This window comes from Terrabacter sp. 2YAF2 (genome assembly GCF_052114705.1).
Classification (GTDB): domain Bacteria; phylum Actinomycetota; class Actinomycetes; order Actinomycetales; family Dermatophilaceae; genus Terrabacter.
The window spans coordinates 191,234-208,804 of sequence record NZ_JBFRFG010000005.1; the positions used below are offsets into that span (position 1 = coordinate 191,234).

A 17,571-nucleotide genomic window follows, 5' to 3' on the forward strand; every position below is an offset into this window, starting at 1 on the left:
TCGTCTGGCCTCCCGACGATCCGTGCTATCACCTCGCTGCAGCTCGTCTCCCTCGCGCACCGCGATCACGAGGACCCCTGTTCGTTCGGCGGGACTGGACCTGGGTCCCGGGCCACGATGTGTTCCTCGCCGTCGGCATCGAGGGGTTCGGCGGCCAAGGCTTCGTCGGCGGGTGGCGCGCCTTCGAGGGCAGCGGGGTCGAGCAGGCCGTGCACTCGGCGCGCCTCTCGCACACCCTGGGAGATGCTGTGCCATAGGTGGTCTTCGCCGAGTTCGGGGATCAGTCCGGAGCGGCGCAGCGCCTTGCGGACCGGCCACATGACTCGGACGAGAAAGAGGTCGACATCTCGTCGCAGCAAGGCAGCCCGGAGGTCCGCGAGGGCGTCCGCGCTGGTCGTGTCCATCTGGTTGGTCGCCTCCAGGTCGAGGACCAGGGCGCGCGTGCCCGGCGTGGAGTCGATCAGGGCGAGGATGCTGTCGTTGGCCGGCGCGGCCGTGACCCAGAAGAGCGGCACGTCGAGCCGAAGCACGATCACCCCGGGGTACGTCGAGCGCTCAGCGTGGTTGCGCGTGCTGCCCCAGGCCGCCTTCTCATGGGGCACTTTGCCCATCACTTCGACGTCGACCCTGGTGGAGCGGAAGACCAGGCCGATCACCGATCCGGCGACGGCGAGCAGCAGGCCATTGAGGGGGCCGAAGGCCAGCACGCCCACCGCAGCGACGACCGCGGCGACGATGTCGTTGCGGCGCACCCGGCTGTATCGACCCAAGGCCTCGAAGTCCATGAGCTTCCATACCGCGTTGACCACGATCGCGCTCAATACCGCCCGTGGGAGCACCGACAGCGCGGGGGCGATGGCGACGATGACGACCACGGCCAGCCCCGCCGCAGCCAGCCCAGTCAGCTGCGTCCGCCCGCGCGCGTCACTGACTGCAGCCGTCTTGGACAGGCTCCCGGCCACGCCGAGCCCACCGAACAGGCCGCACGCGACGTTGGCCGCGCCGGAGGCGAGCAACTCCTGGTCGGCGTCGATCCGGTAGGCCCCTCGGGCCGCGAAGAGGCGGGCCGCGCTCAGGCCCTCCGCCAGGCCCACGAGCGCGAGTGCCGCTCCGGCGGTGAGCAGCCCGGCCAGATCGGCGGGGTCGACGACAGGTATGCCGGGCGTCGGCAGCCCACGCGGGACCGGGCCGACAACCTCGACGCCGAGTGCCTGAAGATCCAGCGCCGCCGACGCCGCCAAGCCGCCGAGCAGGACCACGAGACCCCACGGGACCTTTGGAAGCAGACGGTGGCCGCCGAAGAGGACCACGAGCGAGACCGCCGACACGGCCACAGTCGTGAGGTCGGTCTCGCCGCGCGTGACACTCGAGCCCAGGGCGCCGACCCGTTCGATCACCTTCCCTGCGGGCGTCGGCACCCCGACCAGGTGGGGCACCTCGTTGAGGATGACAAGCAGGGTCAGTCCGAGGACGAAGCCTGTGACGATGGGCTTGGACAGGAACTCGGCCATCCACCCGATCCGGACGAAGCCCGCGGCGACGAGCACCAGCCCTGAGCCGAGAGCGAGGGCGGCCGTGTACGACGCGGCGCGCGCCGTGCCGGCGACCCCGAAGCTGGCCAGGAAGGACCCGGACAGCACGGACACGGTCGACACCGGGCCCACGACGAGCTGTCGGGACGAGCCGAACACGGCATATGCCACGAGCGCCACCGGGAGCGCGTACAGGCCGACCTCAACGGGAGCACCTGCGATCGACGCGTAGCCGAGAGCCTGCGGAATCGCGAGCGCCGCCACCACTGCGCCAGCGATCAGGTCCCCGCGCAGCCACGCAGCCTGGTAGCGCGGCAGCCAGCGGACCATCGGAACCCGGCGCCAGCGGCCCTCCGAGAGTGCCATCGTGTCATCGCTCACCCGTGCCACCTCGTTCTGCCAGGTGTGCTGCCACGCTACCGGAGCAGATCCGTGGCGCCCCAAGCCAATGGGCCACGCGGCGAAAGGACTGTGAGGATCGCCAAGGCAGCCTGAACGAAGCGGTCGAGCCGCTGTCCCGCCCGGCCGGACCCTCTGGCGGCCCAGCCTTGCTGAACGACACCTTGCAATCGTCTTGCAATCGTCGAGACAAGGGCGCGTCGCCGGTGACTCCGCGTGATCGTCAGCGAGCTGGTGCGTCGCTGCTGAGCATGAAGTGCTGGATGGCCACGGCTGCTGCGCCCCGGGCCCAGAGGTCGGACTCGTATGGCTGCAGAACGAGGTCGACCGCCGAGGCGTTGGGGTCGCGGTCGCGTGCGATTCCCGCGCGGACATGCTGCTCACCGATCTGGGCAAGGCGGATGCCTTCACCGGACACGAAGATCCTCTGGCTCATGGTGAGGTTGGCGACGGCCGCGACGAGCCGTCCGAGCGCGAGTGACGACTCCCGGACGATCGCGGACATGGCCGGGTCGCCCTCTTCGGCGAGGTCTAGAACGTCGTCGTAGGAGAGATCGCGCCTCAACGCCACGGCGGCCTGGGAGCGCACCCCGCTGATGCTGAGCATCGTGTCTGCGCAGCCGCGGTGGCCGTCAGCGCACCAGGGGCCTTCGGGCGCCACCGGGAAATGACCGACGAGACCCACCCCGGCGTCGGGGCTTGTCACCAGACGTCGGTGGGTCACCAGGCCGTAGCCAACGCCTGCGCCGATGGTGAGCACGGCGAAGTTGTCGATGTCGCGGCCGTCGCCGAACCACTGTTCGGCGAGCGTCATGGCGAGAAGGTCGTTCTCGATGGCGGTGGGTCGTCCCAGGCGCTCGGTCACCAGGGCTGCAAGAGGAACGCCGGTCCAGCCGAGGAAAGGGGCCCGCGAGACCTCGCGGTGGTCGGGGGTGCTCCCACCGAGGCTGATGCCGATGGCCGTCACGGCGCTCGGCTCGGCCAGCGACACGACGAGCCGCTCGACGGCGTCGACGACGGCAGTCGGGTCGTGGTCCTCCAGCCGCGCGTCGACCGACTCCAGCACCCGGGCCCGCAGGTCGGTGCGCACGGCGTGAATCGAGTCGCCCGAGAGCTTGATTCCGACGAACTCATGGTTGCCGGTCACGATGTCGAGGGGGCGAGCTGGGCGGCCCAGCCGACCGGCGACGGGTTCGTCGGCGGATTCGAGCAGGCCACCGTCTACGAGCGGGGCAGTCAGCCGGGTGAGCGTGGGGGCGGACACGCCGAGTCGGTCGGCCAGCTCCGAGCGGGTGATCGGGCCGTGGATGAGGACGGCGAGGACCAGGTCGCGGGTCAATCCGTCGAGCTCGTCGAGCCCCCGGCCGCCGTCGAACGTCGTGGCTATTGTCGTACCTCCCTCCTCGGCAAACGCCCAGACTTCATTTCAGATGAATGCTAAAGCATCCGACGGGCCGGTGAAAGGTCCCGGTCTTGACGCTGACTAAGTTCCATGTTGAAAATATACCCGACGACATGCCCGTCGTCACCAGACGCAACGACGCGTTACCCCTGGAGGACGAAGATGCGGACCAGTTCCCGCACAGCACTGCTCGCCGTGGTCGGGACCACGGCCACGGCTCTGGCCCTGACGGCTTGCTCCGGTGGGTCGTCGGCCTCGACGACGGACGCCAACAAGAAGGTCACCCTCACCTACTGGCACGCGTACAGCGCGGACAGCCCCGAGGTGCACCAGCTCGAGACGGTCGTCATCCCGGCCTTCACCAAGGCCCACCCCAACATCACCGTCAAGGACGTGGCGTTCCCCTACGACCAGCTGCACCAGAAGCTGCTCACCTCCGCGGCCGGCGGCAACCTGCCGTGCCTCGTGCGCAGCGACATCATCTGGGTGCCTGAGCTGGCCAAGCTCGGCGCGATCGTCGACATGGACAAGCAGCTGCCCGAGTTCGGGACGATCGCCGGCCGGACCTACCCTGGCGCTCTGGCGACGAACCTCTACAAGGGGGAGCACTTCGGCCTGCCACTGGACACGAACACGCGCGTGCTCATGTACAACCAGGCGACGCTGACCAAGGCGGGCATGACCAGCCCGCCGAAGACCTTCGACGACGTGCGCGCGCTCGCGGCCAAGCTCAAGGGCACCGGCGACGTCGCGTTCGCCGACAACGGCACGAGTGGCTGGAACCTCTTCCCCTGGATCTGGTCGGCCGGCGGCGACGTCACCGATCCCGCCCAGACCAAGGCGACCGGCTACCTCAACTCGGCCAAGTCGGTGGCCGGGGTGCAACTGCTCGTCGATCTGTACAAGCAGGGCCAGCTGCCCAACATCGTCATGGGCGGCAAGGGCGGACTGGACACCGCGGTCGGACTGCCCAACGGCAAGTACGCATCGATCCTCGACGGCCCGTGGATGTACCCGATCTTCCAGAAGCAGAACCCGACGTTCGCCCTCAAGACCGCCCCGGTCCCCGACGGGGGCGGAGGCTCGATCTCGGTCGTCGGCGGTGAGGACCTCGTCATGACGAGCAGCTGCCCCGACATGCCCGAGGCCTCGGAGTTCGCCCGCTACATGCTGAGCGACGACGCCCAGATCGCCATGGCCAAGGTCGGACAGATGCCGGTCCTGAAGGATCTCGGCAGCAAGTTGACCGCCATCCAGCCGTACTACGCACCCTTCGTCGCGCAGCTGCAGACGGCCAAGCCGCGGCTGCCCAACCCGGAGTACCCGAAGATCGAGACGATCATCTCCGACGAGGTCCAGAAGGCGTTCAAGGGTCAGGAGACGGTTCAGCAGGCACTCGACGCCGCGGCGAGCCAGATGGACCCGCTCCTGGCGAACGGATGACGGCCCTTTCCAACCGGCTGCGGGAGGCGCGCGGCCCCCACCTGCGCGCCGCCCGCAGCACCCAGCCGCACGGCAAGCGCACTGGCACGGCATACGCGTTCCTCGCCCCGGGGCTGGTCCTCTTCCTGGCCCTGATCGCCTACCCGGTCTTCCTTGCCCTGAAGATCAGCTTCTACGACTGGAAGGTCATGCCGGGCGCGATCAGCCCGTTCGTCGGCCTCGACCAGTACACCCGGGCGCTCAAGGACCCAATCCTGCGCAAGGCAGCAGTGAACACGGTGTTCTACCTCGTCGCGACCGTCCCCGCGCAGATGGTGATCGGCATGCTGCTGGCGCTGCTGCTCAACGGGGCGATCCGTGGCCGGGTCGTGTTCCGGGCGCTCTACTACCTCCCGGTGATCACGAGCTGGGTCGTCGTGTCGTTGGTCTTCGAGTACCTCTTCGGTTCCGACGCAGGCCTGGTCAACCACGTGCTCCACGACTGGCTCCACGTCATCGGAGCCCCGGTCGACTGGCTGGGGTCACGCTGGCCGGCGATGATCACCCTTGCCCTCCTCGGCATCTGGAAGGGCGTCGGGTGGTCGATGCTGATCTTCCTCGCCGCGCTCCAGGCGGTCCCCAAGGAGCTGCTCGACTCGGCCGCCGTCGACGGCGCCGGTCCGGCGCGGCAGTTCTTCTCGGTGACGCTGCCGCTGCTGCGTCCCGTGGTCGCCTTCGTGACGGTCATGCTCGTCATCGGCGGTTTCAACGTGTTCATCTCCGTCTTCATCATGACCGGCGGGGGCCCCGCCAGCGACACCGAGGTCGTGCTCACCTACATGTACAAACAGGCCTTCACGTTCCTCGACTTCGGCTACGGCTCCGCCATCGCCTACCTCCTTGCGCTGTGCATCTTCGCCCTGTCGTTCGTCCAGATGCGACTGTTCCGCTTCGACCAGGAGGTCGGTCAATGAGCGGGTATGCCGGCGGTCGGAGTCTCCGTAGTCGAGGCGGGTTCGCGGGGCGGCATGTGGTGCTGGCCCTCGGGGCCTTCGTGTTCTGCGTGCCGTTCCTCATGATGGTGTCGACGTCATTCAAGAAGCAGACCTTCGTCCTCGAGGTGCCGCCCCGACTGCTGCCCCACGACCCGACGGCGGCCAACTACCAGCAGGCGCTGGCGTCCAACGGCTTCGCCCTCTACTTCGCCAACAGCCTGCTCGTCTCGGTGGCGACCGTCGTCGGCGTCCTGTTCCTGGGCGCGATGATGGCCTACGCCTTTGCCCGGTTCGAGTTCGTCGGCAAGCGGGTCGTCTTCCTCGGCCTGGTCGCCACCCTGATGATCCCCGGGATGATGCTCGTCATCCCGCAGTACCTCGTGGCCCGGGACCTGCACGTCCTGGACTCCCGCATCGGGCTCGTCCTGTTCTACGTCGCCGGGCAGCTGGCCTTCACCACCTTCCTGCTGCGGGGTTTCATCGCGTCGATACCGCGTGAGCTGGACGAGGCGATGGTCATCGACGGGGCGGGGCCGTTCCGCATCTTCTGGTCGCTCATCCTCCCGCTGTGCCGACCCGCGCTCGCGACGGCCGGGATCTTCGCCTTCCTCGGATCGTGGGACGAGTTCGTCTGGGCGCTGACGATCATCGACTCGCCGGAGAAGCGGACCCTGCCCATCGCCATCGCCCTGTTCCAGGGACAGCACGCCACGTCGTGGGGGCTGGTCTTCGCCGCCTCGGTCATCGCCGTGCTCCCTGTCGTCATCGTGTTCATCATCTTCCAGCGCCAGTTCGTCGCCGGAGTCCAGGCAGGAGCCCTCAAGGGATGACCATCAGCCCCCCCACGACCGACGCGCTGGTCTCGCACGCAGTGGAAGTGCTGCTGTCGGGTCAGGCCGCATCAGGTGCGTTCGTCGCAGCCCCCACCTACCCCACCTACCGGTTCGCCTGGCTGCGTGACGGGAGTTTCTGCGCTGATGCGCTCGACCGGCACGGTCGAGGCCCCGCGGCGTCGAAGTTCCATGCCTGGGTCGTGCGCACCCTCCTCGGCATGGCACGCCACGTCGAGCACGTGACGGCCTCGGCCGCCACGACGCCGGCGGACGGCATGCTCCCCACCCGCTTCGAGCTCGACGGGACGGTGGAGTCAGGCGAGGAGAACTGGCCCAACTTCCAGCTCGACGGCTACGGCACCTGGCTGTGGGCTTTTGCCGAGCATGTCGCCCGCCGCGGAGCCACCCCCGACGATGCCGAGCGGCAGGCCATCCGCTTGGTGGCGGACTACCTGGTCGCGACTGGCGACCGAGCCTGCTACGACTGCTGGGAAGAGTCCGACGACCGGCGGCACGCCGCGACCGTGGCCGCCTCCGTCGCCGGATTGCGCGCCGCCGCGGCCCTTCTCGCCGATGACCACTACCGTCGGTCCGCGGACGACCTCCATTCAGTGCTGATGCGCGACTTCGTCAGCGACGGCTCGTTCGTCAAGCACGATGACACGAACGCGGTCGACGCCTCGCTGTTGTGGATCGCCGTCCCGTTCGGGGTCGTCGACGTCCACGACCCCGTCTTCGCGCGCACGGCGGCACGGGTCGAGGCCGAGCTGCTCACTCCCGGCGGCGGTGTGCTGCGCTACCTCGGCGACACCTACTACGGCGGCGGCGAGTGGCTGCTCTTGACGGCCTGGAGCGGCTGGGTGCACCTGTCAGCCGGTCGGGTCGACACGGCATACGAACGCCTGCGCTGGGTCGAGCGCCAGGCCAGCGAGACGCTCGACCTGCCCGAGCAGGTCATCGACCACCCGCAGGACCCGACCCGTGTGGGGGAGTGGCTCGAACGCTGGGGCCCGGTTGCGACCCCGCTGCTCTGGTCACACGCGATGTACCTCACCCTCGTCCACGAGATCGGATCGGCATGACCGCAAGCACCTTCGACGTCCGGAGCGAACGCGGCAGCCACGACCCGGGCACTCTCGTCGTCCTGCTGCTCGACGCGCCCTCCTCCGGGGAGGTCGTGGTCGAGGTGCGCAGACTCGCCACGGTCGTCGACACCCAGTCCTTCATGACGTCGACTGGGCGCAACCGCCTCACCCTCGGGCGCTTCGACGTCGGTGCGTATGCCGTCCTCGTCCGGTCCGGCGAGTCAGTCGCTAGGACGGCCTTCGACGTCCTCGCCGACGCGAACGCGCGTCCGCGATACGGCTTCGTCACCGACTTCCGGCCCGGCCGGCCCGACGCCGACGCGGTCGCCGACTCGTTCCGCGCCTTTCACCTCACCCACATCCAGTTCTACGACTGGATGTACCGGCACGCCGCCCTCCTGCCACCCACCGACGAGTTCGTCGACACCCTCGGCCGCGAGCTGTCGCTGCCCGTCGTCCGCGACTTCATCCGGGCCACGCGCGAAGCCGGCGCCCAGACGCTCGCGTACGCCGCCGTGTACGCGGCGGGCAAGGAGTACGCGGCGGAGCATCCCGAGCAGCTCGTCAGCCACCCGGACGGTTCGCCCTGGATGCTCGGCGACTTCCTGTGGAACACCGACCTGCGGCCCGGCTCGGCCTGGTCGCGGCATCTGGTCTCCGAGATGGGCGCCGCCGTGGACGAGGTGGGCTTCGACGGCCTGCACCTGGACCAGTACGGCGACCCCAAGCACGCCACCGCCTCCGACGGGGTGGTCATCGACTATGCCGAGGCGTTCCCCGCCTACATCGACGCGGTCCGTGCCCGACTGCCGCACTCCACCCTGATCTTCAACAACGTCAACGACTACCCGACACGCGCCACCGTCCGGGCCAGGCAGGACGCCACCTACATCGAGGTGTGGTCGCCGCACGACACGCACGCCGACCTCGTCGACCTGGTGCGCCGAGCCCGTGACCTCGCCCCCGAGCGGCCGGTCATCCTGGCCGCCTACCTCGAGCCATTCGCTGCCGCCTGCGGACCGGCCGAGGTGAGTGCCGCCAAGCTCGCACTCGCGACGGTGTGGGCCGAGGGTGGGCAGTACCTCCTCTTCGGCGAACGGGACGGCGCTCTGGTCCATCCGTACTACCCCAACTACGCGACCTTGACGGCGGAAGCCCTCGCCGTGCTGCGGAAGTTCGCCGACTTCGCGGTAGCGGCCGGGGACCTGCTCTACGACCCCTCGATCCGAGAGGGGACGAGTCACCTGTTCGGCGGGATCAACCAGGACGTCATGGTCGAAGGCGCTCCGACGTCGCTCCGCCCATCGCCGGGCAGCGTGTGGGTCCGCGTCAGCACTCTCGGCCGGCGGACCATCGTCCAGCTCATCGACTTCCGCTCTCAAGACGACGGCCAATGGAACGTGCCCCGCCAACAGATCGGGCTGTGCAGCCGCGTCCGCGTCCGCGTCAAGATCGCGTCGACCTCGGCCTCGGCAATAGTCGGACAGCCAATGGACGGTCCTCAGTTCTCGCCGGTTGACCTTGCGCTGGACGGCGAGTATGCCGTCATCGACGTCCCTGAGTTCGACACCTGGGCCGTCATCGTCGTCGACCACTAACCGCGGGGCGACCCGTCGAGACTCGGGAAGGGGGTGCGCCGTCGCCACGCTCGCATCCTGGAGTTCCTTTCGAAGAGGCGAGCTCTCCGTCAGTAGCGATACGGCGACCACGAAGGAGTCCTGGCTGACTCGATGAAGTCCTTCGCCCTGTTGCAGGTCCGAGACTTGGACGTCCTCCGTGTCCAAGAGAGGTCGAGCCAGCGATGCCCCTTGCTACCTCACCGACCACCCCAGGGCGTGCATCGAGATCGTTACCGAGATATGTAGCGCACGCATCGAAGTCTGGCTCCTGAACGCAGACGGCAACAGCAAGATTCAGGGATTGAAGGACGGGGTTGACAGTGTCCAACACGCGGCGGGATGACGCGCCATTCCGAGTCGAGCGCGGTCCCTTTGTCGCGGGCGTCCACCGCGGGGACCGGACCGCTTGGCAAGGACTGAACTCCTGGGTGCCACGGAGAGGGCGCACCAGCGCCGGTGCCAGCAGGTCTACAGCTCTACTTCGCGCAGCACGTCGAGGTTGCGAAAGGTTGGCGCACCCTCGCAAATCCCGGCCAGGAACGCGGCAAACTCCGCGGTCTGGGGGCGGTTGGAGTTCTTCATAGCCTGCTCGTGCGACGCGAACACCACCAAGAGCGTGTACTGGTCGTCGGCGTCCCGGTCCTTTGTCAACACGGCGCGGTGCGGGATCCGATCACCTTCGGTCCTGGCCATCCAGGCATCGAGATAGTGGTCGAAGTCTGCGATCCGACCCGACCTGAAGTTGATCGTCTGGGCAAACTTCACGATGCTCTCGCCTCCAGCACGACGTTGAACGGCGTCTCGGCCACCCGTCGGAAAGTCGAGAACCCGCGCCGACAACGATTTCACGCAGTCTGGACTCCCCCGCTTGCGCACCAAGCGCGGCACCCACGTCCTGCGACAACGAGCTCGGAGTGCAGAGCAGTGTCGAGAACCCGTAGTAGGCGGCGCCGACCGGGTTGAGGTTGTCGCTGAGGTCATCATTGGCGAACGGCTCGATGAGCATGAGGGTCCCGCCCGGCGCCAGATGATCGCGGGTGTGGGCACATGCACCGGCCGGGTCGCCCATGTCGTGCAGGCAGTCGAAGAAGCAGACGAGATCGAAGGCCCCTTCGAACGTCGCGGCGGAGGCGACCTCGAAGCGAACCCGATCGGCCAGTCCTGCGTCTGCGGCACGCTTCCGCGCTGCCTCGATCGACCCTTCGTGCGCATCGAAACCGACGATGCTCGAGGCCGGGTACTCCTGCGCGAGGAGCAACGTGGACGCACCGTGTCCGCATCCGACGTCGGCGACGTGGGCGCCGGCCCTGAGCTTGGCCTCGACACCGTCGAGCGCGAGGATCCAGGCATTGGCCAGGTTGTTGAGGTAGCCGGGCCGGAAGAACCGTTCGCAGCCGCCGAGGACGTGGGCGTCGTGGTCGCCCCAGGAGAAGCCCTTGCCGGTCCGGAACCGCTCGGCGATCGTGTCCGTCGCGTAGACCGATCCGACGGCGATCTCGAAGGCTCCGATGACGCAGGCTGGGCTGGTCTCATCGGTCAGGGGATGGCGTGTTCATCGGGGAGCAGGAACCGGCCGTCACCGTCGTACATCAGGTAGCCGCGTGCCGCTTGTGCGCTCGACCACTCGCGCACGTACCGCTCGGCGGTGCCGGTGCGGCCGGCCAGGTCCGCCGGGCTGAGCCAACCGGCCCGGCCATCGCGCGGTACAGGCCGAGCTTGTCGCCGATGACGACCAACGAACCGCCGAGCAGGGCTCCGACATCGCAGATGGCTTTCTCGACGAATTCGGTCATTCTCGCCTCGTTCATGTCCTTCTTCCTTTCCTGCTCTTGGCATCATTGCTCTGGTGTGGGTGAGGAGTTCGCCGCTCTCAACCGGTTTGGGTTGAACGCGAGCGGTGCACAGTTCTGCGGGTGGCCGACAAGAGGCCGAAGTTCGAGACGCAAAACGGAGTCAGGTAGGTCAGAACGGCCTTCACCCAGACCAGGACGGTCGCGCGCCCAGCCAGGATGACGCCGAGCTGGTTCATCGCGAAGAACGCGGTTCCGACAATCAACATGACGGAAACCGTCCGCTTGAGCTGCCGTCGCGAAAAGGCCACCGACAGCAGTTCACGCGGCGTGGACCACGTTGACCCTGACTCGTTCATCTCGACCTCCCTCGATCTGGGGTTGTCGATCAAAGTAGGCAGGGACGGTCAGAGATACCTCCGTATAGATACGGGACTTTGCTAGATTCCGAGCTCGGCGGCCCGGCGCACCAGTTCCGTCTTCGAACCGATCTCGAGCTTTTCGTAGACGTTGACGAGGTGACTCTCCACGGTGCGCTTGCTCACACCGAGCTGGCCGGCGATCGCGCTGGCCGTCTCGCCGCGGGAGGCGAGCAGAGCCACCTCGCGTTCGCGTCGGCTCAACGCATCGACCCCCAGACTGGTCCGCCGCCTCGGACGGCTCTTTCGACCGGTCACGAAGATCTCGACCTCATCAGCGATCGCGTCGACGTCGCCGAGCCAAGGCCGGTGGTCAGTTCCGGACAGCTCGACGTAACGGGCTCCGGGAAGGTGCTCAGCGAGGTACCGCGCGTGGCCCACCTCGATCCACGTGTCACCTGCCCGGTGCAAGATCAGGGCCGGCTGCTCGACCTTCGGGAGCAGGTCCCGGACGTCCATCCGCATGTTCATCCGGATGGCGTTCTGCGCCATGGCCGGGCTCGCCGCCATCCGCAGGTACCGCGCCCACCACGCGCGATGCTGCGCATCGTCGGCTGGACTCGGGCGGCCACCATCCCACCACGTGCCCGACGCCCACGCCCGGTCCATCCCGACGATGGTGTCCTCGAGCTGCTCAGCGGAGGGGCCGTAGGGGTAGTCGGGTCCGGCAAGGCGACGTGCCCACGACCCGTACAGGACCAGCGCCCGCGTCCGCTCCGGGTGCTTGTGGGCGAACAGCAGGCTGAGTGTGCCGCCTTCCGATACGCCGAACAGGGTGGCACGGCGCGATCCGGCGGCATCCATGACAGCGCGGATGTCGTCCATCCGCTGCTCCATCGACGGCGGGCGGTCAACGGGGTCGGACATGCCGGAACCCCGCTTGTCGAACACGATCAGCCGCGAGAACGAGGCCAGTCGGCTCAGGAAGTGAGCCAACCGCGGCTGCTCCCACGCCACCTCGACATGAGAGACGAAGCCCGGCACCAGGATCAGGTCATGCGACCCGTCACCCACGACCTGGTAGGCGACGCTGACCCCATCGCTCTTCGCGTATTGCGTCTCCGGCTTCATCATCCAGCACTCCAGCCCGCGAGGCCGCCGAGACAGCCTCCCGTCAACGATAGAGCCCGGGCCCGGCAGGAACCACGGATACCTGCGCTTGACGGCGGCGCATGCACGCGAGCGGCACCCGAAGGACGTCGTGCCGTCATCCGGCCCGGGTAGCTGGCCGATCCCGGTCAGTCTGGACGCTGAGGATGCGCTTCGCCGATGAGGTCTCGAAGTGGGCCGGAGGAGCTCGCGCGCCGGCGACCTTGGCGGCGGAAGGGGCCACATCGACGAGCACCTGCAGGCGGTTTTAGCGGGTTTAGCGTATTGGGATGATGTTCAGTCGAGACCTTCGCGACCGGGTTGCATGTGGCGAAATCACGGTCTCGATCAGGCTATGGAGCAGGCCGCAAGTCAAGGTGGGGGGCCGCTACCAGACTGCTGGCGTCGTCATCGAAATCGAGTCCCTCGATGTGCTGCCGTTCTCGGCTGTGACCGAAGACGACTTGGCCGCATCAGGCGAGGCTGATCTTGAGGCCCTTCGGGACCGGGCGGCCCACTCTGGGCCGATCGCCGACGACACCCTCGTTCACAGAGTCGAGTTCCATGTCGTGTAGCGACAGGGGGCGGAGTGACGCACGCCCTTCGAGCAGACCTGACAGGATCGAGGCATGGCCGCATTGGAGGGGGCATGAGGGCAGTCGTCTACGAGCGCTACGGGGGCCCCGGGGTGTTGCGTGTCCAGGACGTCCCGACTCCGTCCCCTGCTGCCGGGCAGGTCCTGGTGAAGATTGCGGCCACGTCGATCAACCTCAGCGACTGGGAGGCCTTGCGTGGCTCGCCCGGGTACGCGCGCCTGGGTGGGCTGCGCACGCCGCGACGTCGCACGCTTGGCTCGGACATCGCCGGGCTTGTCGAGGCCGTCGGCCACGGCGTCACTCGATTCCAGCCGGGTGAGGAGGTCTACGGCGACAACCTGGCGCTGATGGGCGGCTTCGCCGAGTACTCGGTGGCACCCGCGTCGGCCCTGGCTCTCAAGCCGCCGGAGCTGACCTTCGCCGAGGCCTCGACGATCCCGCAGGCCGGCGCGATCGCGCTGCAGGGCACGGTCCGCGCCTCGAGCGGGCGCCGAGTGCTCATCAACGGTGCGGGCGGTGGCTCGGGTTCCTTCGCCATCCAGCTGGCCAAGCGCTCAGGTGCGCACGTCACCGGCGTCGACAACGCCCACAAGCTGGAGTTCATGCGGACCCTCGGCGCCGATGAGGTGATCGACTACCGCCACGATGACTTCACCCGGGGCCACGAGCCGTACGACCTCATCCTGGACCTCGTGGCCCAGCGGTCGGTGTTCGCCTACCGTCGCGCGCTCGCTCCCGGCGGCTGGTACCGGTGCGTGGGCGGGTCCGTCCGAGCGCTGCTGCGGGTGCTCACGATCGGCGCGACGGCGGGGATGATCACGGGCCGCCGCATCGGGGTGATGGTCGTGCAGCCGGGTCCGGCCCACTTCCAGCCGTTGACCGATCTGTGCGTCGCCGGGCAGGTGGGCATTCACATCGACCGCACCTACCCGCTCGAAGAGGTACCGGAAGCGCTGGCCCGCGTCGGGCAGGGCCGCGCCCTCGGCAAGGTCGTCATCACCCCAACCTGACGCCGGTACGCTTCGGCAGTCTGAATCTGCCCTGGCTGCCGCGCCTCAGCGCGCGATGTGGGCGCTGCTGTGGCCTGCTGACACCTGGGAAGATGGGCAGGCCGGTGTGAACCGAGATGGGCGAGCATTGCCGTGGTCCAGTCGACATGCGCAGACGAAGTGGATTCCACAGCAGTCGCTTACGCGGCGGAAGGGAGCGACTTCGTCACGCACCGCATCGAGGCGGTGGGACGCCGCTGTGGGGTCGGACGAAGCTGGTGCCGAAGGCTTGCGGATCGCGGCGTATGACGTCAGCCCGTTGCAGTTGCCGGCATGGCCGGGCGGTCCTGCGCCTCCCTTCGGTGTGCTGCTCTTCCTCGACGCCAGGCGTCGGAACGACACGCGTCCTAACGGTGTCGTCGGGTGAAACGCATCGGGTCGAAGGCCGGGAGCGAAGCGGCTGGGCCACGCGCGACGAGTTCGGCCACCAGTGACGCAGTGGGGGCGGCGAGGCTGAGTCCGAGCATGTTGTGCCCGGTCGCCACGACGATGCGTTCGGCTCCCGGCGCGCAGCCGATGAGCGGCTTGCCGTCGGGCGTCATGGGGCGAGGTCCGGCCTGCTCGTCCGTGCTGGCACGCCAGTCGATCCCGGACAGGTAGGGCGCGGCTTTGCGCTTCATGACGTCGATGCGCCCGGCGTTCAGGCCGTCCGGGGTGCCGTCGAACTCGACCATGCCGACCAGCCGCGTCCGGTCACCCATGGGGGTCACCCCGACGTGCGTGTCGCCGAGGCGGAGTACGTGCGTCGGTGGGTGCTCGGGATGGATCGTGAAGCTGTAGCCCTTGCCCGGGGTCACGTAACCCCGGATCCCGAGCGGCCGGAGCAGCTGCTCGGACCAGGCGCCCGCCGCGACGACGGCATGGCTGGCCTCCACCACGCCAGAGGGGGTCGCGAGCTCGACCCGGGTCCCGCGCTGTCGCACCGCCCGGACCGGCGTGCCGGTCGCGAAACGTGCACCTCGCGAACTCAGCGAGGCGGCAAGGCGATCCACCAACCGCGACGGATCCAGCCACCGGTCACCTCGGTGGACGAACCCGAACTGCGATGCCTCACCGAGCCCCGGCTCGAGCTCGACAAGCGCCTGCCGTCCCACGATCGGATCGGGCGCCGGACAGAGCCCGCGCCGCGAGACCGCGAGCAGGGACGCCCGTGACACCTCGGCCTCCGAACGGGTCGAGTGCAGCATGAGGAAGCCCTCGTCCTGCAAGTCGTCGATGATCCCGGCCTCCACGAGCTTGTCCACGAGCCCGGCTGTCCGACCGTTCAGCACGTCGAGCTCGTCCCAGGAGCGGACGAACCGGCCCTCGCCCGAGCTCGCGAGGAACCGCGCGAGGTAGCCCGCCACCCGCGGGAGCGCCCTCGCGCGCAAGAAGAAGCTGCCGCTCCCCGGCGAGGTGAGCGAACGCATCCCGTCGCGGACGACACCCCACGACGGCAGCGGGTCGCTGCGTGCCGGACAGACCCAGCCCCCGTTGACGCGAGCCGCACCCCCGCCGAGCCCGCCCGCCTCGACGACCGTGACGGCATACCCACGTTCGAGCAGGTAGTGCGCGCTGAAGAGACCGATCAGCCCAGCACCGACGACGGCGACGTCCCCCGTCGGACCCGGCATCAGAACCGCTGCTCCTTGATGTCGTCGGGCACGTGGGGCTGCGCCCGCGCCGAGAGCTCGGCCTCCCTGATCTGGGAGCGCCGCTCGTCGCCGGGGTCCTCGTCGACGTCCGGGTCGACGTGCGTGGGGTCGAGGACCCGCTTGAGGAACGTCCGGGTCCGACGGTGCTGCGGGTCGCCGATGACGCGGTCGGGGTGCCCCTCCTCGACGATGACGCCGCCGTCCATGAAGATGACGCGGTCGGCGACCTCGCGCGCGAACGCCATCTCGTGCGTCACCACGATCATCGTCATGCCCTCGGACGCCAGCCGTCGCATGACCGCCAGGACCTCGCCGACGAGCTCGGGGTCGAGCGCAGACGTCGGCTCGTCGAAGAGCATGAGCTCCGGCTCCATCGAGAGCGCCCTGGCGATCGCGACGCGCTGCTGCTGCCCGCCTGACAGCTGGGCAGGGAAGGCGTCGGTCCGGCCCGCGAGCCCCACCTTGTCGAGGTTGGCCCTCGCGATCTTCTCGGCCTCGGCCTTGCCCCGCTTGTGGACGACCTGCTGCGCGACCGTGCAGTTGTCGAGCACGGTCAGGTGCGAGAAGAGGTTGAACTGCTGGAAGACCATCCCCATCTTGCTGCGCACCCGGTCGATGTCGCAGTCGGGGTCGGTGACATCGATCCCGTCGACGAGCACCGTGCCGCCGCTCGGCTCTTCGAGCAGGTTGATGCAGCGCAGCAGCGTCGACTTCCCCGAGCCGGAGGGGCCGATGACGCAGACCACCTCGCCCTGCTTGATCGTCGTCGTGATGTTGGTCAGGACCTCGACCGACCCGAACGACTTGCGCAGGTCCGTGATCTCGACGACGACAGCCTCGCCGTCCGAGGAGGTCGTATGCGTGGGGGTCTGGTTCGCCGTCATCGTGCCCTCGCCGACTTCGCTTCCATGCGCCTGACCGCGAAGGTGAGCGGCAGCGTGATGAGGAGGTAGCAGAGACCCGCGATGACGAGCGGGGTGAGATTCGCGTTCGTGTTGGCGAGGTCCCGGCCGTACTTCGTCAGGTCGAAGGACGTCGCGGACAGTCCGATGATGTAGGCGAGGGAGCTGTCCTTGACGACGAGGATGAGCTCGTTCGTCAACGGCGGCGTGACGATCCGGAACGCCTGGGGGAGCACGATCTTGCGCGTCGCGGCGCCGGCCGGCATGCCGAGCGACCGGGCTGCCTCGACCTGCCCCTTCGGCACGGCCTGGATGCCGGCGCGGATCGTCTCGGCCATGTAGGCCGCCGCGACGATGCCGAGCGCGCTCCACACCGTCCCGTAGATGCCGAACGGGATCTCCAGGCCCGGGAAGGCCAGCGGGAGCAGCCCGAAAGCCAGGAGCACGATGATGGCCGGCAACCCTCGGAAGAACTCGATGTAGACCGTCGCGATCCAACGGTAGGGGCCGACGGACGACAGGCGCATGAGGGCGAGGACCGTCCCGAGCACCAGGCCCAGGACGAAGGCGCCCAGCGCATAGATGACAGTGTTGAAGAGCGCGCGGCCGAGTCCCTGGGTCAGGGTGTCGACGATCAGGTCACCCCGGAAGAAGACCTTCTGGATCTGGCGGAGGTCTGCGACCGCTATGAGCAGGGCGACGGCGGCGACGAGGACGGCGTACTGCACCCACCGGATGCGCTGGGCCCGCTTGCGGGGTGAGAGCCTCCGCGCTCGCCCCGCTGCTGCAGGGGACGTCATGGCAG

General features: G+C 68.4%; 18 protein-coding genes. 7 read left to right on the forward strand and 11 right to left on the reverse strand.

Annotated elements, in window-relative coordinates; genetic code table 11:
- Positions 1 to 65: 65 nt before the first annotated feature.
- Together AB4030_RS07505 and AB4030_RS07510 are read right to left on the reverse strand one after the other, a co-directional pair.
- Positions 66 to 1,913, reverse strand: coding sequence for a SulP family inorganic anion transporter (locus tag AB4030_RS07505; RefSeq protein WP_442278580.1), 1,848 nt, complete (start codon positions 1,911 to 1,913; stop codon positions 66 to 68).
- Positions 1,914 to 2,154: 241 nt separating this feature from the next.
- Entirely contained in the window at positions 2,155 to 3,270 is a 1,116-nt protein-coding gene (locus AB4030_RS07510; protein ID WP_442278581.1) for an ROK family protein, read from the reverse strand.
- Positions 3,271 to 3,495: 225 nt separating this feature from the next.
- Here AB4030_RS07510 and AB4030_RS07515 point away from each other — a divergent pair, with 225 nt between their 5' ends.
- Genes AB4030_RS07515 through AB4030_RS07535 form a run of 5 tightly spaced genes read left to right on the forward strand, consistent with a single transcriptional unit; the run spans position 3,496 to position 9,266 of the window.
- Positions 3,496 to 4,776 carry an extracellular solute-binding protein gene (locus tag AB4030_RS07515; RefSeq protein ID WP_442278582.1) on the forward strand — a complete coding sequence of 427 codons (1,281 nt, stop codon included), beginning with the start codon at positions 3,496 to 3,498 and terminating at the stop codon, positions 4,774 to 4,776.
- Positions 4,773 to 5,729: a carbohydrate ABC transporter permease gene (locus AB4030_RS07520; RefSeq protein WP_442278583.1), complete on the forward strand. Its 957-nt coding sequence runs from the start codon at positions 4,773 to 4,775 to the stop codon at positions 5,727 to 5,729. Before AB4030_RS07515 ends, AB4030_RS07520 begins: the two co-directional genes overlap by 4 nt.
- 56 nt (positions 5,730 to 5,785) lie before the next feature.
- The gene (locus AB4030_RS07525) at positions 5,786 to 6,580 is read left to right on the forward strand and encodes a carbohydrate ABC transporter permease (RefSeq protein WP_442278584.1); all 795 of its coding nucleotides are present in this window, start codon (positions 5,786 to 5,788) and stop codon (positions 6,578 to 6,580) included.
- The gene (locus AB4030_RS07530) at positions 6,577 to 7,665 is read left to right on the forward strand and encodes a glycoside hydrolase family 15 protein (protein ID WP_442278585.1); all 1,089 of its coding nucleotides are present in this window, start codon (positions 6,577 to 6,579) and stop codon (positions 7,663 to 7,665) included. Before AB4030_RS07525 ends, AB4030_RS07530 begins: the two co-directional genes overlap by 4 nt.
- On the forward strand, positions 7,662 to 9,266 hold the full coding sequence (locus AB4030_RS07535) for a glycoside hydrolase family 66 protein (RefSeq protein WP_442278586.1): 1,605 nt from the start codon (positions 7,662 to 7,664) through the stop codon (positions 9,264 to 9,266). The genes AB4030_RS07530 and AB4030_RS07535 overlap by 4 nt, the downstream gene beginning before the upstream one ends.
- Before the next feature lie 489 nt (positions 9,267 to 9,755).
- On the opposite strand, the gene AB4030_RS07540 is transcribed toward AB4030_RS07535, so the two are convergent.
- The 6 genes from AB4030_RS07540 to AB4030_RS07565 form a co-directional block, all read right to left on the reverse strand.
- Complete coding sequence (locus tag AB4030_RS07540; RefSeq protein ID WP_442278587.1) at positions 9,756 to 10,052, reverse strand: hypothetical protein; 297 nt, start codon at positions 10,050 to 10,052, stop codon at positions 9,756 to 9,758.
- Complete coding sequence (locus AB4030_RS07545; RefSeq protein WP_442278829.1) at positions 9,961 to 10,827, reverse strand: class I SAM-dependent methyltransferase; 867 nt, start codon at positions 10,825 to 10,827, stop codon at positions 9,961 to 9,963. Before AB4030_RS07545 ends, AB4030_RS07540 begins: the two co-directional genes overlap by 92 nt.
- Positions 10,824 to 10,919: a hypothetical protein gene (locus tag AB4030_RS07550; RefSeq protein ID WP_442278588.1), complete on the reverse strand. Its 96-nt coding sequence runs from the start codon at positions 10,917 to 10,919 to the stop codon at positions 10,824 to 10,826. Before AB4030_RS07550 ends, AB4030_RS07545 begins: the two co-directional genes overlap by 4 nt.
- The gene (locus AB4030_RS07555; RefSeq protein ID WP_442278833.1) at positions 10,877 to 11,095 is read right to left on the reverse strand and encodes a hypothetical protein; all 219 of its coding nucleotides are present in this window, start codon (positions 11,093 to 11,095) and stop codon (positions 10,877 to 10,879) included. Before AB4030_RS07555 ends, AB4030_RS07550 begins: the two co-directional genes overlap by 43 nt.
- A 62-nt stretch (positions 11,096 to 11,157) precedes the next feature.
- Entirely contained in the window at positions 11,158 to 11,436 is a 279-nt protein-coding gene (gene nrtS, locus AB4030_RS07560) for a nitrate/nitrite transporter NrtS (RefSeq protein ID WP_442278589.1), read from the reverse strand.
- 81 nt (positions 11,437 to 11,517) lie between these two features.
- A complete protein-coding gene (locus AB4030_RS07565; RefSeq protein WP_442278590.1) occupies positions 11,518 to 12,567 on the reverse strand; it encodes an alpha/beta fold hydrolase in 1,050 nt (349 codons plus the stop codon).
- 308 nt (positions 12,568 to 12,875) lie between these two features.
- On the opposite strand from AB4030_RS07565, the gene AB4030_RS07570 reads away from it, so the two are divergent.
- Positions 12,876 to 13,160 (forward strand): ASCH domain-containing protein, encoded by a 285-nt coding sequence (locus AB4030_RS07570; RefSeq protein WP_442278591.1) that lies wholly within the window; start codon positions 12,876 to 12,878, stop codon positions 13,158 to 13,160.
- Between the two features lie 74 nt (positions 13,161 to 13,234).
- The gene (locus AB4030_RS07575; RefSeq protein WP_442278592.1) at positions 13,235 to 14,191 is read left to right on the forward strand and encodes an NAD(P)-dependent alcohol dehydrogenase; all 957 of its coding nucleotides are present in this window, start codon (positions 13,235 to 13,237) and stop codon (positions 14,189 to 14,191) included.
- A gap of 386 nt (positions 14,192 to 14,577) precedes the next feature.
- Here AB4030_RS07575 and AB4030_RS07580 read toward each other — a convergent pair whose 3' ends face one another.
- Genes AB4030_RS07580 through AB4030_RS07590 form a run of 3 tightly spaced genes read right to left on the reverse strand, consistent with a single transcriptional unit; the run spans position 14,578 to position 17,566 of the window.
- Positions 14,578 to 15,843, reverse strand: coding sequence for an NAD(P)/FAD-dependent oxidoreductase (locus AB4030_RS07580; RefSeq protein ID WP_442278593.1), 1,266 nt, complete (start codon positions 15,841 to 15,843; stop codon positions 14,578 to 14,580).
- Positions 15,843 to 16,748, reverse strand: coding sequence for an amino acid ABC transporter ATP-binding protein (locus AB4030_RS07585; RefSeq protein WP_442278594.1), 906 nt, complete (start codon positions 16,746 to 16,748; stop codon positions 15,843 to 15,845). Before AB4030_RS07585 ends, AB4030_RS07580 begins: the two co-directional genes overlap by 1 nt.
- Positions 16,745 to 17,566, reverse strand: coding sequence for an amino acid ABC transporter permease (locus AB4030_RS07590; protein WP_442278595.1), 822 nt, complete (start codon positions 17,564 to 17,566; stop codon positions 16,745 to 16,747). The genes AB4030_RS07585 and AB4030_RS07590 overlap by 4 nt, the downstream gene beginning before the upstream one ends.
- Between the last annotated feature and the right edge of the window lie 5 nt (positions 17,567 to 17,571).

Excerpts from the sequence above, each read along its gene's own strand:
- AB4030_RS07515 (WP_442278582.1), top strand. The coding sequence starts at position 3,496 with ATGCGGACCAGTTCCCGCACAGCACTGCTCGCCGTGGTCGGGACCACG.
- AB4030_RS07520 (WP_442278583.1), top strand. The coding sequence starts at position 4,773 with ATGACGGCCCTTTCCAACCGGCTGCGGGAGGCGCGCGGCCCCCACCTG.
- AB4030_RS07530 (WP_442278585.1), top strand. The coding sequence starts at position 6,577 with ATGACCATCAGCCCCCCCACGACCGACGCGCTGGTCTCGCACGCAGTG.
- AB4030_RS07535 (WP_442278586.1), top strand. The coding sequence starts at position 7,662 with ATGACCGCAAGCACCTTCGACGTCCGGAGCGAACGCGGCAGCCACGAC.
- AB4030_RS07555 (WP_442278833.1), bottom strand. The coding sequence starts at position 11,095 with ATGAACGAGGCGAGAATGACCGAATTCGTCGAGAAAGCCATCTGCGAT.
- nrtS (WP_442278589.1), bottom strand. The coding sequence starts at position 11,436 with ATGAACGAGTCAGGGTCAACGTGGTCCACGCCGCGTGAACTGCTGTCG.
- AB4030_RS07565 (WP_442278590.1), bottom strand. The coding sequence starts at position 12,567 with ATGAAGCCGGAGACGCAATACGCGAAGAGCGATGGGGTCAGCGTCGCC.
- AB4030_RS07570 (WP_442278591.1), top strand. The coding sequence starts at position 12,876 with ATGATGTTCAGTCGAGACCTTCGCGACCGGGTTGCATGTGGCGAAATC.
- AB4030_RS07575 (WP_442278592.1), top strand. The coding sequence starts at position 13,235 with ATGAGGGCAGTCGTCTACGAGCGCTACGGGGGCCCCGGGGTGTTGCGT.
- AB4030_RS07580 (WP_442278593.1), bottom strand. The coding sequence starts at position 15,843 with ATGCCGGGTCCGACGGGGGACGTCGCCGTCGTCGGTGCTGGGCTGATC.
- AB4030_RS07585 (WP_442278594.1), bottom strand. The coding sequence starts at position 16,748 with ATGACGGCGAACCAGACCCCCACGCATACGACCTCCTCGGACGGCGAG.
- AB4030_RS07590 (WP_442278595.1), bottom strand. The coding sequence starts at position 17,566 with ATGACGTCCCCTGCAGCAGCGGGGCGAGCGCGGAGGCTCTCACCCCGC.